Source organism: Xanthomonas maliensis, assembly GCF_009192945.1.
Classification (GTDB): Bacteria; Pseudomonadota; Gammaproteobacteria; order Xanthomonadales; family Xanthomonadaceae; genus Xanthomonas; species Xanthomonas maliensis.
In genome coordinates this window covers 87,283-101,816 of the sequence record NZ_NSET01000025.1, presented here as the reverse complement: position 1 = coordinate 101,816, position 14,534 = coordinate 87,283, and the positions used below count along the sequence as shown (strand labels likewise).

The window sequence follows — 14,534 nt, the reverse complement described above, 5'->3', positions numbered from 1 at the left end:
TCGTGGACTGGCGTGATGCCGCTTTGCGCATGGCCGGCGCGCGCGTCGCGGGCTGCGGCACGGTCGTATCGCCCGCAGCGCGGTGAGGGGTGGTCTTGCGCAGGCGACGTCGGCGCGTGGTTGGCGCTGCATCGGTGGAGGGCGCGGAGGTTGTCGTCGACGCGTCCAGCCCGCTGGCCACGGCTTCGGCCGGCACGGTCCCCAGGATTCCATTCGGGTCTGTGTGCGCCGTCGATCGCGGCGACTCCGTCATTTCGCGACCGCCATTGCCACCCTGCGATGCATCCGTCGACGCCACCTCGTCCGACACGACGCTGTTGTCATCGGTGCGCGAGCGTTCCGGCAGCTTGAGGCGCTGTGCTTCGGTGTCGTATTCGATCAACAGCACGCCGGAGTTGTGGCGTCCGCTGATTTCGACGAAGCAGGCGCCGCCAATGAACGGTTCCAGCGTCATCACCGATTTCAGGGGGGTAGCAACCACCATCTGGAAGCCGAAGTTTTCGAAGATGTTCATCGCCAGCGCGGTGAATTCGTTGTCTGCCTTGTCGAAGGCCTCGTCCAGCACCACAGCGCAATAGCGCGGCAGCTCGCCGTCTTCGCCGCCGAGCTGGTAGCGCAACGCCGCTGCCAGGCAGGTGGTGGCCAGTTTCTGTCGCTGGCCACCGGACTTGCCGGCGCCACTGCGATAGATCTCCACCTGCGCGCGCGTCTGCGCATCGAGCTCGACGCCAATGAACTCCACGTGCTGGCGAACGTCCAGCACCTGTTCGCGCCAGCGACGTGCGTCCGGTTCCTGCGCGCCCAGTCGCGCCACCAGTGCGCGCAAGGCGGCGAATTGGGCTTCGGCCAGTGCGCGATCTTCGGTCTGCTGGTGCGAGAGCACTGCACGCAACTGCTGCTGGAAGTCCTGCACCTCGGTCAGGCGACGGTCGCTGACCTCGATGGTGAGGATGGTGTCGCGGTTGAACGGCACCTGCTCCAGGCTGGCATTGACCTCGTCCATGCGCTGCTTGATGCCCTTGTGGGCCTCGGCGGTATGCCGCTGCAAGGCCAGCAGGTTGTTTTTGCTCTGGGTCTGCAACAGGTCGAAGAAGCGGTGCTCATGCCGCGGCAGGCCATCGCTCTCCAGCCGGTCCAGCCGCGCGAGGAAATCCTCGGCGCTGGCCAGGCTGACGGTGAAGTCGCCACTGTCTTCCGGCCATTGCTGGCAATAGCGGCGGAAGCAGTCCAGCAGCTGCGCGCTGAGGCGACTGTCGCGGCCCTGGCTGTCGGCCAGTTGTTCGGCCAGGCCGCGTTCGACCGCGCGGAAATGCGCCTCCAGGTTGTCCAGCGACAGCGGCGCCAGCGCCGCCAGGCGCGTCTGCAAGCCCTGCAGCTGGGTCGGCGTCAGCGTCGCGGTACCGGCGCGCTGACCGCAAGCCGCCTGCTGCTGCTCCAACCGCACGCGTTCGCGCGCCAACTGGGCGCGTTCCAGCCGCACATCCTCGTAGGTGCGCTTGGCCTGGTCGCGCAGCGTGCGCGCGGTCTCGATCGCCTGCCCCAAGGCGCGCAGACCGCTGTCGCCTTCGCGCAGCTGCTGCAACTGCTCATCGATGTCGCTCAGCCGCTGCAACTTGGGAGCGACGTCGATCTCGTCCCAATCGCGCTCGACCAGGGTGTGTGCGGCCAGCTGCTTCTCCTGGTCCTGCTCGCGCTGCCGCCGCAGCGCCGCCACGTCGGCCTCGCAACTGGCGATGCGCTGGGCCAAGGCCTGCGCCTCGCGCTCGAACACCTTGAGTTTGTCGCGGTTGTCGTGACCCAGGAGCCAGCGCTTGCGGTCGTTGACCGCATGGCGGTCGTCCTTCTCGTAACGATCGCCCGGATGCTTGACCTGGCCTTCGCGAGTGATCGCGCGATCGGCCGTACGCAGCGCGGCGGCGTTGTCCACGCAGGCGTAGTCGAAACGACGGGTGAGCTCGTTGCGCAGCCAGTCGGTGAAGGCGTGTTCGCGTAGTTGCAGCTTGCCCGGCAGCGCATCGGGATCGACCCGGCGCGAATGCAGCTCATCGTTGCGGCGCACGCGGAAATACACCAGGCGCGTGCCGAGATGCGTCCGATTGACCCAATCGCTGACCTGCGCGGAATGGCGCTCGTCCACCAGCAGCGATTGCGCAAAACCGTGCAGCACGCGCTCGATGGCGCCGCGCCAGGCGATCTGGTCGTCGCGCACCTGCACCAGCTCGCCGACGAAGGGCAGCGCCGCCTCGGCGATGCCAGTGTCTTCGCACAAGCGCGCGCGCAGTGCCTGCATCGGCGCCGGCAGGCTGGAGGGCGCTTTCTTCAGCGCTTCCAGCTCGGTGCGGATCTCGGCGAAGCGGCGTTCGTCGTCGCGACGCTCGGCCATGCGCTCGGCGATCGCATCATCCAGCGCGCTGGCGTGTTGCTTGCTGCCATCGAGCAGGCTCTGCGCATGCGCCACCTGCGCGGCGAAGCCGCTGGCGCCAGCTGCCAACGCGGTGCCGAGCTGGCGACAGGCCTGCTCGATCTGCACGCGCCGACGCAGGCGCTCATCGCGTTCGCGCTCGACCCGCGCACGTTCGCGTTCCAGCTCCTCGATCTGCTCGCCGCCGGCGGCACGCTGCTCGCGCTCCAGCCCGGCCAACTTCTGCTCATGGTTGTCCAGCGACTCGCGGCGTTGGCCCTCTTCGCCGGCCAGGCCACGGTCCTGGCTATCCAGTTCCTGCAAGCGCGCGGCCAGCAAGGCCAGGCGCTGCTGCTCGCGATAGCCGTCCACGCCCAGCTGCAGCTCGCGCAACTCGCCCACACTCTGTCGTAACGCCATCAGCGCAGCATGGTGCTCGCGCGCCGGGCTGAGGGTCTCCACCTGGCGGCGCGCCGTGACCACCGCGTGGTGGGCACCGTCCAGTTCGGCGAAGTCCTCCACCAGCCGGTCGGCGGCTTCGAAGGTGCGCGGCTCATCGAGCATGAAGCCGCGCAGGAAGGCGTTGAGATCGCCCAGGTTCTTGGCGGATTGGGTCTTGTGCAGCAAGCGCAGCGCCATCTCGTTGCCGATACCCAGCAGGTGGCGGAAGCGCTCGGCATAGCCGGCAAAGCCATCGAAGTGCGCCACTTCCTCGCCCAAGCGCGCCTTGAGCTTGCGCAGGTCCAGGTCGAAGCCATCCAGCTCCCGCGCCACATCGAAACGCCGCGGCGCGACCATGTAGTGGCGACGCACATCGGCGGCGGCATTGCCGCTGCCGGCAATCCAGAACAGACGGATCAGGCTCACCGTCTCGTCGTGGGCATTGCGATATTCCAGCACCAACGCGGTCCAGGTCGCGCTCTTGCGCAGGTACTGGGTGGCGATCTCGCCCGAGGCGCTGTCCTGCTGGTCGGCCCATGCCCCGCGTACGTAGGACACCAGACTGCGGTCACGCCCGCTACGCTCGGCCTCGCGTGCGGCGGCGTTGAAATCGACGATGCTCGGTGGGGTCAGCAGTGCCGACATCGCATCCAGCAGCGTCGACTTACCCGACCCCGAGCGCCCGACGAACAGAAAGCCCTTCTCGGCGATCGGTACCTCGGTCAGCCCGTTGAAGGTTCCCCAGTTGTGCACCTGCAGCCGCCGCATGCGGAACTGCTGCGCACGCTGCTCGGCCACCGTCTCGGCGAACAAGGACCGTCCCGGCGACGCCGGCGAAAGGTTGGGCTGCGAACTCATCGGACACTCACCAAGAACGAAACGACTGGACCACGGAATACACACCGACCACCGAAACTACAACAAGGCGCATCAAACACACCACACGTTAAGACAACAACGACGACGCCACCACCGCACCCACCGCTACGGCGACCGCCACGATCACCCCGTCCCCGCCAAAACTGCTGTTGCTGTTGCTGTTGCTGTTGCTGTTGCTGTTGCTGTTGCTGTTGCTGTTGCTGTTGCTGTTGCTGTTGCTGTTGCTGTTGCTGTTGCTGTTGCTGTTGCTGTTGCTGTTGCTGTTGCTGTTGCTTTTAGCCTTCCCTCCCCATACCGCAGCGGCAAGGCTGGCAGATTCAACCCGCAGGGCGTCGCGCATGGATGCGCGACGTTTTTGTAAGGGACAGGGATGTCCCTTACAAAAATTTCTGCCGGACTTGCGGACCTGGAGCGCCGCAGGCGCGGAGGGCGCGAGGACGGGGTGTGCTTTCTTTTGGTTACTTTTCTTTGCACAAGCAAAGAAAAGTGACTCGCGCCCGCAGGGCGTGAAAGCTCTGCCCTACCAAACGCAACCCGTCAGACAGCAAGCATCACCCGACATCGCGCACCCTCATCCGCCCTTCGGGCACCTTCTCCCACAGGGAGAAGGAAGACGGACAAGCGTGAGACATCCATCCGGCGAACGCTGTGCCTAGCAAACGCAACCCGTCACATAGCAAGCACCACCCGACATCACACCCTCATCCGCCCTTCGGGCACCTTCTCCCAAAGGGAGAAGGAAGACGGACAAGCGCGAGACATCCATCCGGCGAACGCTCTGCCTACCAAACGCAACCCGTCGCACAGCAAGCACCACCCGACATCACACCCTCATCCGCCCTTCGGGCACCTTCTCCCAAAGGGAGAAGGAAGACGGACAAGCGCGAGACATCCATCCGGCGAACGCTCTGCCTAGCAAACGCAATCCGTCGCACAGCAAGCACCGCCCAACATCGCACCCTCATCCGCTCTTCGGGCACCTTCTCCCACAGGGAGAAGGAAGGCGGATAAGCGCGCAACCTCAATCCAGCGCAACCTCACCCTCCCGCAATCCTCGATACGCCTCCACCAAGGCCTGCACATCCTCGGCCGAGAACAACAACTTCAATACCGGCGACACCTCGTAACGATCCTCGCTGCCGCGCAACCGCCCCAACAACTGGTTGTCGCGCATCTTGCCGATCGCCGTCATCACCCGCCGCGCGTATCCGGCACGATCGGTGGACACGTTTTTCTCATAGACCGACATCGCCTCGACCATCTGCGCCTCGTCCACCACCGCCCGCTCACCGCGGGTATCGGCCTCGGCCAATTGTTGGCGCAGGAACAGCAACAACACCGACTCGATGAAGGTCAACGGCGCGCTGCGCAGCAGCGTCGGCGACTCCAGCTCGGCGGTGTCGGCCTGACGAGTGAAGGCGACCCCGCCCTCGCGGTCCAGCACCAGCTCCAGGAACAGTTCGCACAGCACCTGGCGGATCGCAGGCTCGTGCCGCAGCAGCGCTGGCCACAACGGCCCGTGCCGCTGCGCATCGATACTGGGGCCGGCCAGCAACTGGCATAGCGCGCGTCGCGCCTCGAACGGCAAGGTGCCGGTGTCGCCATGGAACAGCGCCCCGCGTGCGGTATCGGTGGCCTCGCCTGCCGCCGGCGTCACGCCGTCGACGGTATCGGCGACGTCCAGCTCGGAGTCCTCAGACCAGTTCATTGCGTTTCTCCCGGGTGAACCACACCAGCGGAATCCGCGCGCGTCGCAGCACGCCGTCACCGCCTTCCCATTGCACGGTTTCCATCTGCCCGTCGATCACCACGCCATGGCGCGTGCCCAGCGACAGATAGCCGATCACGCTGCCAAGGCCCTGGATCGCCGGGCGCTGCTGCAACGCATCGCCGATGGTCAGCCGCGGCTGCTGGCCCAGCAGCACGTACAGATCCTCACGCAGGCTGCGCACGTCGATCTCCGACTGCGCCACCAGGTCGCCGACGCTGTCCAGCGAGATCTCCGCCGCATCGGCGGCATAGACATGGCCATCGACCAGGGTCAGGCGCGGGTCATGCAGCCGCCACTGCGACAGCGAGCGCAGACGACTGCTGCTGAGCGCCTGCACATAGCCGGTGGCCGTGGTGGCATGCACGCTGTCGCGCAATTGCAGCGCCTCGCCCTGGGCTTGCTTGAGCAATTGGGTGAGGCGACGTTGCTCCAGATAGCCGCGGCTCTGCACGAAGCCGCGCAGACTGCGGGCGAAGTGCTGCATGACCGTGTGCACCTCGCCACCGCGCTCCAGCAGGGTCGCCGTGAGGCCGCGCAGGAAGGCGCGCTCGCGGCGGTCGAGCCGGCGGGCAAACCCGCGCGCCAACAAGGTGTCCAGCGCCTGGTCCAACTGGCTGCTCTGGCGACTGTCGTTGAGCAGGCTCCAGAACGCCTGGAAGGTGCGGCCGGCCTCGCTGTCGGCGATCACGTCCACGCCGTTGAACAGCTGCTCCAGCACGTCGCCGCGCGCACCTTCGTCGTCGATGATGCGCTCGCGGAACTGGCGGTTGAGCTGCTCGAAGTCGTCGCGCACGCGGCGGAAGTCTTCTGCCAGCTCATCGGCCAGATGGATCAGGTCGCGGGTGCGCTCCAGCGCGCGCTTGCCGTCCAGCGCCGCCATCTTGCCGGCACGCACGCGTGCGATCTCCGCGTCCAGCCGGTCGCGTTCCTCGCACAGGCTGGCCAGGCGGGTTTCCGGATCGGCTTCGGTCTGACCGGCCAGTTGCACCAACTGCTCGATCACCAGCGACAGCCGGCTTTCGGTGGCGCTGCTGCTGCTCTCGCGCAGGCCGGCGATGAAGCGGATGGCCTGGATGGCCGCACGCGACAGTTCGTACTCTTCCTCGGCCGCGCCTTCGGGCAGGCGGCGCTCCAGCCAGCCCTGTACCAGCCAATGCGCCAGATAGGCCTGCGCAGTACGCGGGAGTTCGCGCGAGAGTTCGTCGGCGCGCAAGGCGTCGAGCTGGCGCTGCAGGCGCTCGTGCAGGATCGCCGATGGCAGCCGCCGGGCGTCGTCCATCAGCAGGGTCTGCAGCAGGCCGATCAGCTCGGGGGCGTGATCGGCGGCCAGCAGTTTCCATGCCGGCTGCTCGCGCAAGTGGCGGTAGCCGGCGATCCGGGCCTGGTGCTTCATCGGTGCCGCCGTGGCTGCCTCAACGCTTGCCGCCCACTTCGATGAATTGCAGGAATTCGCTGCGGGTGCGCGCGTCCTCGCGGAAGCTGCCGAGCATCTTGGACGTCACCATGCTGACGCCGCGCTTGTGGATGCCGCGCGTGGTCATGCATTCGTGCGCGCCCTCGACCACCACGCCCACGCCGCGCGGCTGCAGCACGTCCTGGATGCACTGGGCGATCTGCGCGGTCATCTTTTCCTGTACCTGGAAGCGGCGCGCATAACTTTCCACCACCCGCGCCAGCTTGCTGATGCCCACCACCTTGCCGCGCGGCAGATAGCCCACGTGGACCTTGCCGATGATCGGCGCCATGTGGTGCTCGCAATGGCTTTCGTAGGAGATGTCGCGCAGCACGATCAATTCGTCGTAGCCGGCCACTTCCTCGAAGGTGCGTTCCAGGTATTCGCGCGGTTCCTCGCGATAGCCACTGAACCAGTCGCCATAGGCTTCGGCGACCCGGCGCGGGGTATCCAGCAGGCCTTCGCGGCTCGGATCCTCGCCGGCCCAGCGCAGCAAGGTGCGGACGGCGTCTTCGGCCTGGGCCTGGGTGACGGGGGAATCGCGGTGGTCGGACTGGCTCATGCGCGGGTGCACCCGAAAGGGGCGTGCATGGTACCCGACGAAGAGGGTGACGCCCCAGCGGGCTGGACAGCCGCTGTGGAATATTCATCCGCATTTGATTCATTTGTAAATTGATAGCATCCTATCTATTATGACGTCCTCGCTATCCAGTCGTGCCCAGCTCAGTGCCGGCCTGTTGGTGGCCAGCCGCCAATGGCAGCGCCTGGCCGACCAGGCCTTCGAAAGCTTCGGCCTGTCCGGTGCCACCAGCGGGCCCTTGCTGATGATCGGTCGCTCCGGCGGCGGCATCCGCCAGGTGGCCCTGGCCCAGCAATTGGGCATGGAAGGCCCGTCGCTGGTCCGGCTGCTGGACCGGCTCTGCGCGCAGGGTCTGGTGCAGCGGCAGGCCGATCAACGCGACCGCCGTGCCAACCAGTTGTGGTTGACCAAGGAAGGCCACGCGCTGGCCGAGCGCATCGAAGCGCGCCTGGATGCGCTGCGTGCCGAGGTCTTCGGCGACCTCGGCGAGGACGAGCTGCAGGTGGTGCTCAAGTTGTGGGGCCTGATCGGCGCGGCGCATGCCCGCCTGAGTGCTGCCGATTGAGCCCAACCGGCTGAGCTGGCGCCCGCCGCTCGTCGAACCGTCGGCGTCCGCGCCGGCGACCGTGTTTGTCTACAGGATCAACCGATGTACGGAGAATTCAGTCTCTACGGGGTGTTCGTCCCCACCTTGCTGGCGTTGATGACGCTGGCCTATGTGCTCAACAGCGCCATCGCGGCGTTGCTGACGCGCCGTGGCGCCTATCGCCATCTCTGGCATCCGGCGCTGTTCAACCTGGCGCTGTACGTGGTCCTGCTGGGCGGCCTGTTTTTCTTTCTGCGGTGGATGCAAGCGTGAACAAGTGGATCAAGAACGTCGGGCCGGTCCTGCTGACCCTGGCCATGGTGGCGGCTGCGGCGTTGGTGCTGCAGCAGCTGTGGCGCTACTACATGCAGGCGCCGTGGACGCGCGATGCGCACGTGGGCGCCGATGTGGTGCAGGTGGCTGCGGACGTGTCCGGGCTGGTGGAACGGGTGGACGTGGCCGACAACCAGCCGGTGGTGCGTGGACAGGTGTTGTTCGTGGTCGATCGCGCCCGCTATGCGCTGGCCCTGACACAGGCGCGGGCCGCACTGGCCGAGCGCCAGGCCACGCTGGCCCAGCTGCGCCGGCAGAGCGCGCGTGACCGCCGCCTGCAGGACCTGGTCGCTGCCGAGGACGCCGAGGTGCGCCGCGCAGAGGTCGCCAAGGCGCAGGCCGCGGTGGCCACTGCCCAGGCCGCGGTCGATCTGGCGCACCTCAACCTCGCGCGCACCGAAGTGCGTAGCCCGGCCGATGGCCATGTCAGCGACCGCACCGTGCGCGCTGGCGACTACGTCAGCGCCGGCCGGCCGGTGGTGGCGGTGCTGGACACCGGCTCGTTCCGCATCGATGGCTATTTCGAGGAGACCCGCTTGCGGGGTGTGCATCCGGGGCAGCGCGTGGACGTGCATCTGATGGGCGAGCCGACCACGCTGCATGGGCACGTGCAAAGCATCGCCGCCGGGATCGAGGACCGCTATCGCAGCGGCAGTGCCGGCATGCTGCCCAATGTCACCCCGGCCTTCGACTGGGTGCGGCTGGCCCAGCGCATCCCGGTGCGGATCGCCCTGGACGCCGTCCCGGCGCAGGTTCAACTGATCGCCGGGCGCACCGCCACGGTGTCGATCCTGCCCGAGGCCGCGCCCGCCGCCTCCGGCGCACCCGCCACGGCGGGCAAGGCGGCCCCATGAAGCGCCTGCTGGCATCGCTCCCACTGGCGGCCGCCTTGCTGGGCCTGACGGCCTGCCGCACGGTCGGGCCGGACTATGCGGTGCCGCGCGCTGCCGCGGTCAACCGCGCAGCGGCCAACGCGCCGTTCCTGGACACCGGCAACACGCAGGTGCAGGCCGGTGCGCCGTTGCCGGCGCGTTGGTGGGCGCTGTACCACGACCCCGTGCTGGACGGCCTGGTCGAACGGGCGCTGCGCGACAACGTCGAGCTGAAGGTGGCCGATGCCAATCTGCGACGCGCTGCGGCGGTCTACGCACAGGCCCTGGATGCCGGCGGCGTCGACTACGAGGTGGAAGCCGGCGTCAGCCACGCACAGGTCTCGGCCGAGGCCTTTCTGCAGGAAGAAAAGCTGCCGGTGTTCAACCTGGCCGACGGCAAGTTCGGGGTGTCCTATCAGTTCGATCTGTTCGGCAAGTTGCAACGCGGCGCCGAAGCCGCCCACGCCGATGCGCAGGTCGCGCAGGCGGCCATGGATCTGGCGCGGGTCAGCGTGGCGGCGCAAGTGGCCGGCAGCTATGCCGAGCTGTGCCACGCCAATCACGAGCTGAGCGTCGCCAACCATTCCCTGCAACTGCAGCAACGCAGCCAGCAGGTGACGGCGCGGCTGCTGGCGGCCGGACGCGGCACGCCGCCGGACCTGGCACGTGCCAACGCCCAGGTCGCCTTGCTGGAAGCGGCGATGCCGCCGCTGCGCGCGCGCGCGCAGGCCGCCGGTTATGCACTGGCCGCCCTGCTCGGCCAGACGCCGGGTGCACTGCCGGCCGGAGTGGCGCAGTGCGACCATGCACCGACGCTGCGGCAGCCGATCCCGATCGGCGACGGCCGCGCGCTGCTGGCACGGCGCCCGGACGTGCGCCAGGCCGAGCGCCGTCTGGCCGCGGCCACCGCGCGGATCGGGGTCGCCACCGCCGCGCTCTATCCGGACATTCGCCTGGGCGGGTCGATCGGCGCCACCGGCTTGCTGGCCGATATCGGCGAGCCGGCCACCCACGCCTGGTCGCTGGGTCCGTTGATCTCCTGGACCCTGCCCTCGGCCGGTGGGCATGCACGCGTACGCGCAACTCAAGCCGGTGCCGATGCCGCGCTGGCCCAGTTCGACCAGACCGTGCTGCAGGCATTGCGCGAGGTGCAAACCGCGCTGGCGCGCTACGCCCAGGACCTGGATCGCCTGCAGTTGCTCGAACAGGCCCAGCAACAGGCCGAACTGGCGTCGTCGCAGAATCGCCGCCTGTACCAGGGCGGGCGCACGCCGTATCTCTCCAGCCTGGATGCCGAGCGCACCCTGGCGACCGCCGACATGACGCTGGCCAGTGCGCAGGCGCAGGTCTCGCAGGACCAGATCCAGCTGTTCCTGGCGCTCGGCGGCGGCTGGGATAGCGCGGCCATCCCCTCGCCAACCACGGCCGCGCGATGACCCCGCTGCTGCGCGATCGCCCGGCCTGGCTGTTCTCGTTGAAGACCTTCGCCGCGGCGATCGCGGCGTTGTACGTCGCCCTGGCCGGCAACCTGTCGCGGCCGTACTGGGCAATGGCCACGGTCTACATCGTGTCGCAGCCGCTGCTCGGCCCCACCCGCGCCAAGGGCGTCTATCGCGTGCTGGGAACGCTGCTGGCCGGCGTCGCCACCTTGGTGTTGCTGCCCAACCTGGTGCAGACGCCGCTGCTGCTGAGCGCGGCGATGGCCCTGTGGCTGTCGGCTTGTCTGTTCCTGGCCCTGCTCGATCGTGGCCCGCGCGGCTATGCGTTCCTGCTGGCCGGCTATACCACCGCCTTCATCGGCTTTCCGGCGGTCGCCGCGCCGGAGGGCATCTTCGCCACCGTGGTGGCGCGCAGCGAGGAGATCGTGCTCGGCACGGTGATGGCGGTGCTGTTCGCGGCGCTGGTGTTTCCGGCGTCGGTGCGGCCGATGCTGAGCGCACGGATCGGCAACTGGATGCAGGATGCCGCGCAATGGTGCCGACAGGTGCTGCAGCGCGCGCCGGCGCAGGCGCCCCGCAATCGGCTGGCGGCAGACCTGGTGCAATTCGAAGCGCTGATCGCCTTCGTGCGCCACGACGATCCGCGCCATGCGGCGGCGACTCCGGCGCTGGAACAACTGCGGGCACGCATGTTGCTGCTGTTGCCGACGCTGGCATCCATCGCCGATCGCCTGGATGCCTTGCACGGCAACGCCGGCGCCTTGCCGCCAGCGCTGGTCGCCTTGCTGGAGGACATCGGCGACTGGATCGCCGGGACCGATGACCAGACCAACGGTAATGGCGATGCACGCCACGCCGCGTTGCAGGCGCGTATCAGCGCCTTGCGCCCGACGCAGGATCAGGACATCGCCGCGCTGCTGCTGACCAGCCTGTTGCTGCGGCTGCAGGAGCTGTTGACGCTGTGGCACGACTGCCGCGGGCTGCAGCAGGCCTGGCAGCAGGGCAACCCGCCGGCTGGGCCGACGCTGCAGGATGCCGCTTCGGCGGATGCGCCGGAGCGACGCCCGCAGCGATCCTGGTGGCCATGGCGACGCGCGATCGCGCAGGCAACTGCAGCGGACGCCGCGGCGAACACCCGGCACATCGATTACGGCATGGCGGCCTTCTCTGCGCTCAGTGCCGGCGCCGCGCTGATGGTCTATTGCGTGCTGTGGATCGGCATCGGTTGGGAAGGCGGCGGCAATGGCGCGATGATGGCCGCGGTCACCGCCGCGTTTTTCGCCGCGCAGGACGATCCTGCGCCCAGCATGCTGGGATTCCTGCTCTGGGCGCTGGTGGCCAGCGTGGTCGCCGCTATCTACCTGTTCGGCATCTTCCCCGCCATCCATGATTTCCCGCTGCTGGTGCTGGCGTTGGCGCCGGTGTTCCTGCCGCTGGGCGCGCTGCTGCATCGCCCAGGCAGCGTCTTGATCGCACTGCCGCTGGTGGTGAACCTGAGCGCCCTGCTGGGGCTGCAGAACGGCTACGACGCCGACCTGCAGCGCTTCGTCAACGCATCGGTGGCGATGGTGCTGGGCATCGGTCTGGCGGTAGTGCTCACCCGGCTGTTTCGCTCGGTCGGCGCCGAATGGAGCGCACGCCGGCTGGTGCGGCAAGGCTGGCGCACGCTGGCCGCGGCGGCCGCCGGCCATGGCTCGCTGGACCGTGCGCAGTTCGCCGCGCGCATGCTGGACCTGCTTGGGCTGCTGGCGCCGCGGCTGGCCGCCACCCCACCCGCCAGCGCGTTGGCATCGTTGGACATGCTGGGTGAGGTGCGGGTGGGCTTGAACATCCTGCAGCTGCGCCGCGCACGCCAGGGCTTGCCGCCCGCGAGCGTGAGCGCGGTGGACGCCATCCTGGACGCGGTCGCCGCGCATTACCGGCAACAGAGCGCTGCCAAGCGTGCACTGCCGACGCCGATCGCGCTACGCGCGCAACTGGATGCGTCGTTGGCACGTGTGGGCCAGGTCCCGGCCGGCCGCCACCGCGACGATGCCTTGCTGGGCCTGATCGGCCTGCGCCATAGCCTGTGCACAGCGCAGGACGCAGCGCCGGCGGCCGAAACGCTGCAGCTGTCGACACCGTCTGGCGCGGCGTAACCGCGGCAGACGATCGTCCGAAGATGGCGCGCTCCCTGCTGACACGGTGGCGCGCCGCGCCGCCGTAGCGCTTGCCGCAGGCGCCGCTGCGCAGCGCAACGGCGGCGTCACTCACTCAGCGCACGCGCTTGCCCATCGACGCTTCGTGATCCAGCCAGTTGTTGCCCTTGTTGCGCAGGAAGAACACATACACCACCAGCGAGACCGCGATGACGGCGGTCGCATACCAGGCGAAGGTGGTGACGTGGCCGGTCTTGAGCGAGGCCTGGTACAGCAACGGTGCGGTGCCACCGAAGGCCGAGTTGGCCAGCGCATAGCCCAGGCCCACGCCCAGCGCGCGGATATGGGTCGGGAACAGCTCGGCCTTCACCACCGCATTGATCGAGGTATAGCCGGTCAGGATCACGAAGCCGATCGTCAGGATGGCAAAGGCCGTCATCGCATCGGTCTGCTGCGGCAACCGCAGGATCAGGAACCAAGTATAGAGCACACCGCCGATGCCGAAGAACACCAGCAAGCTCTTGCGGCCGACGATGTCCGACAGCCAGCCGCCGACCGGCTGCATCAGCATCAGCAGAGTCAATGCGGCCAGGTTGATCAGCGTGCCGGCCATCAGGTCGTCGCCGGCGAAGGCGGTCTGGATCATCTTCGGCCCGGTGACCGAGTAGGTGTAGAACGCCACGGTGCCGCCGGCGGTCACCAGGAAGCACAGCAGCAGCGGACGCCACTGCCGTCCGAACAGTTCGCGCAAGGAGCCGGACGCCTGCGCGCGGCCCTGCTTGGCGGCATCGATCGATTCGGAGTTCAGCGATTCGTCCATCGTGCGGCGCAGCCAGAACACCACCAGCGCGCCGATGCCACCCAGGCCGAACGCCAGTCGCCAGCCCCACTCGGACACCCAACCCTTGTCGGCCAGGTGCAGCATCACCAGCAACACGGTCTGCGCCAGCACGTGGCCGCCGACCAGGGTCACGTAATGGAACGAGGACAGGAAGCCGCGCCGGCCCGGAATCGCCGCCTCGGACATATAGGTCGCGCTGGTGCCGTACTCGCCGCCGGTGGCGAAGCCCTGTGCCAGGCGTGCCAGCACCAGCACCACCGCCGCCGCCGCGCCGATGCTGGCTACCGTCGGCGTCACCGCGATCACGAACGAGCACGCCGCCATCACCGAGACCGACACCGTCAATGCCAACCGACGGCCGTAGCGGTCGGCGAAGCGACCAAAATACCAGGCGCCGATCGGCCGCATCAGGAAGGTCACCGCAAAGATCGCCCACACGTACAAGGTGGCGTTCTTGTCCTCCTTGGAGAAGAACTGCGACTCGAAGTAGGTGGCGAATACCGAGTAGACGTAGACGTCGTACCACTCCACCAGATTGCCGGCCGACCCCTTGAGCGTGTTGGATACCGAGCGGCGCAGGCTGCCATGGGGTGCGCCTGGATCACTGGCGTTCGCAGACGGTGGGGAAACGCTCATGCGGTCGGTACCTCGCAGCAGGAAACGTCCGGAGTATAGGGGTCGCCTTGTGTGACGCATGTAAGCCTTTTGGCGCATTGCAGGACGCGGCGCGCGCTGTTCGGCCACGCGTCGGGCTACCGCGGGCGTGCAGGACGCCGTGTCCCTGAACGGCAGTGAGGGCC

10 protein-coding genes and 1 pseudogene are annotated in these 14,534 nt (G+C 67.9%); 5 read left to right on the top strand and 6 right to left on the bottom strand.

Annotation, left to right across the window (positions count from 1 at the left end; translation table 11 throughout):
- Window positions 1–318: 318 nt before the first annotated feature.
- The 5 genes and pseudogenes from CKY51_RS08605 to folE form a co-directional block, all read right to left on the bottom strand.
- Window positions 319–3,700: pseudogene (locus tag CKY51_RS08605) on the bottom strand (ATP-binding protein); the annotation flags it as partial.
- 88 nt (window positions 3,701–3,788) lie between these two features.
- The gene (locus tag CKY51_RS22410; RefSeq protein ID WP_170292303.1) at window positions 3,789–4,061 is read right to left on the bottom strand and encodes a hypothetical protein; all 273 of its coding nucleotides are present in this window, start codon (window positions 4,059–4,061) and stop codon (window positions 3,789–3,791) included.
- Between the two features lie 681 nt (window positions 4,062–4,742).
- Entirely contained in the window at window positions 4,743–5,429 is a 687-nt protein-coding gene (locus CKY51_RS08595; protein WP_022974738.1) for a DUF4194 domain-containing protein, read from the bottom strand.
- A complete protein-coding gene (locus CKY51_RS08590) occupies window positions 5,416–6,885 on the bottom strand; it encodes a DUF3375 domain-containing protein (protein WP_022974739.1) in 1,470 nt (489 codons plus the stop codon). Before CKY51_RS08590 ends, CKY51_RS08595 begins: the two co-directional genes overlap by 14 nt.
- Before the next feature lie 19 nt (window positions 6,886–6,904).
- Window positions 6,905–7,507 (bottom strand): GTP cyclohydrolase I FolE, encoded by a 603-nt coding sequence (gene folE, locus CKY51_RS08585; RefSeq protein ID WP_022974740.1) that lies wholly within the window; start codon window positions 7,505–7,507, stop codon window positions 6,905–6,907.
- 130 nt (window positions 7,508–7,637) lie between these two features.
- Between folE and CKY51_RS08580 the strand changes: the two genes are divergently transcribed.
- The 5 genes from CKY51_RS08580 to CKY51_RS08560 all read left to right on the top strand — a co-directional run bounded on the left by CKY51_RS08580 (window position 7,638) and on the right by CKY51_RS08560 (window position 12,893).
- On the top strand, window positions 7,638–8,090 hold the full coding sequence (locus CKY51_RS08580; protein WP_022974741.1) for a MarR family winged helix-turn-helix transcriptional regulator: 453 nt from the start codon (window positions 7,638–7,640) through the stop codon (window positions 8,088–8,090).
- Between the two features lie 84 nt (window positions 8,091–8,174).
- Window positions 8,175–8,384, top strand: a complete 210-nt coding sequence (locus tag CKY51_RS08575; protein ID WP_022974742.1) for a DUF1656 domain-containing protein — start codon at window positions 8,175–8,177, stop codon at window positions 8,382–8,384.
- The gene (locus tag CKY51_RS08570; protein WP_170292305.1) at window positions 8,381–9,298 is read left to right on the top strand and encodes an efflux RND transporter periplasmic adaptor subunit; all 918 of its coding nucleotides are present in this window, start codon (window positions 8,381–8,383) and stop codon (window positions 9,296–9,298) included. Before CKY51_RS08575 ends, CKY51_RS08570 begins: the two co-directional genes overlap by 4 nt.
- Window positions 9,295–10,752, top strand: coding sequence for an efflux transporter outer membrane subunit (locus CKY51_RS08565; protein WP_152249106.1), 1,458 nt, complete (start codon window positions 9,295–9,297; stop codon window positions 10,750–10,752). The genes CKY51_RS08570 and CKY51_RS08565 overlap by 4 nt, the downstream gene beginning before the upstream one ends.
- Window positions 10,749–12,893 (top strand): FUSC family protein, encoded by a 2,145-nt coding sequence (locus CKY51_RS08560; RefSeq protein ID WP_022970672.1) that lies wholly within the window; start codon window positions 10,749–10,751, stop codon window positions 12,891–12,893. The genes CKY51_RS08565 and CKY51_RS08560 overlap by 4 nt, the downstream gene beginning before the upstream one ends.
- 115 nt (window positions 12,894–13,008) lie before the next feature.
- Here CKY51_RS08560 and CKY51_RS08555 read toward each other — a convergent pair whose 3' ends face one another.
- Window positions 13,009–14,370, bottom strand: a complete 1,362-nt coding sequence (locus CKY51_RS08555; RefSeq protein WP_022970671.1) for an MFS transporter — start codon at window positions 14,368–14,370, stop codon at window positions 13,009–13,011.
- Between the last annotated feature and the right edge of the window lie 164 nt (window positions 14,371–14,534).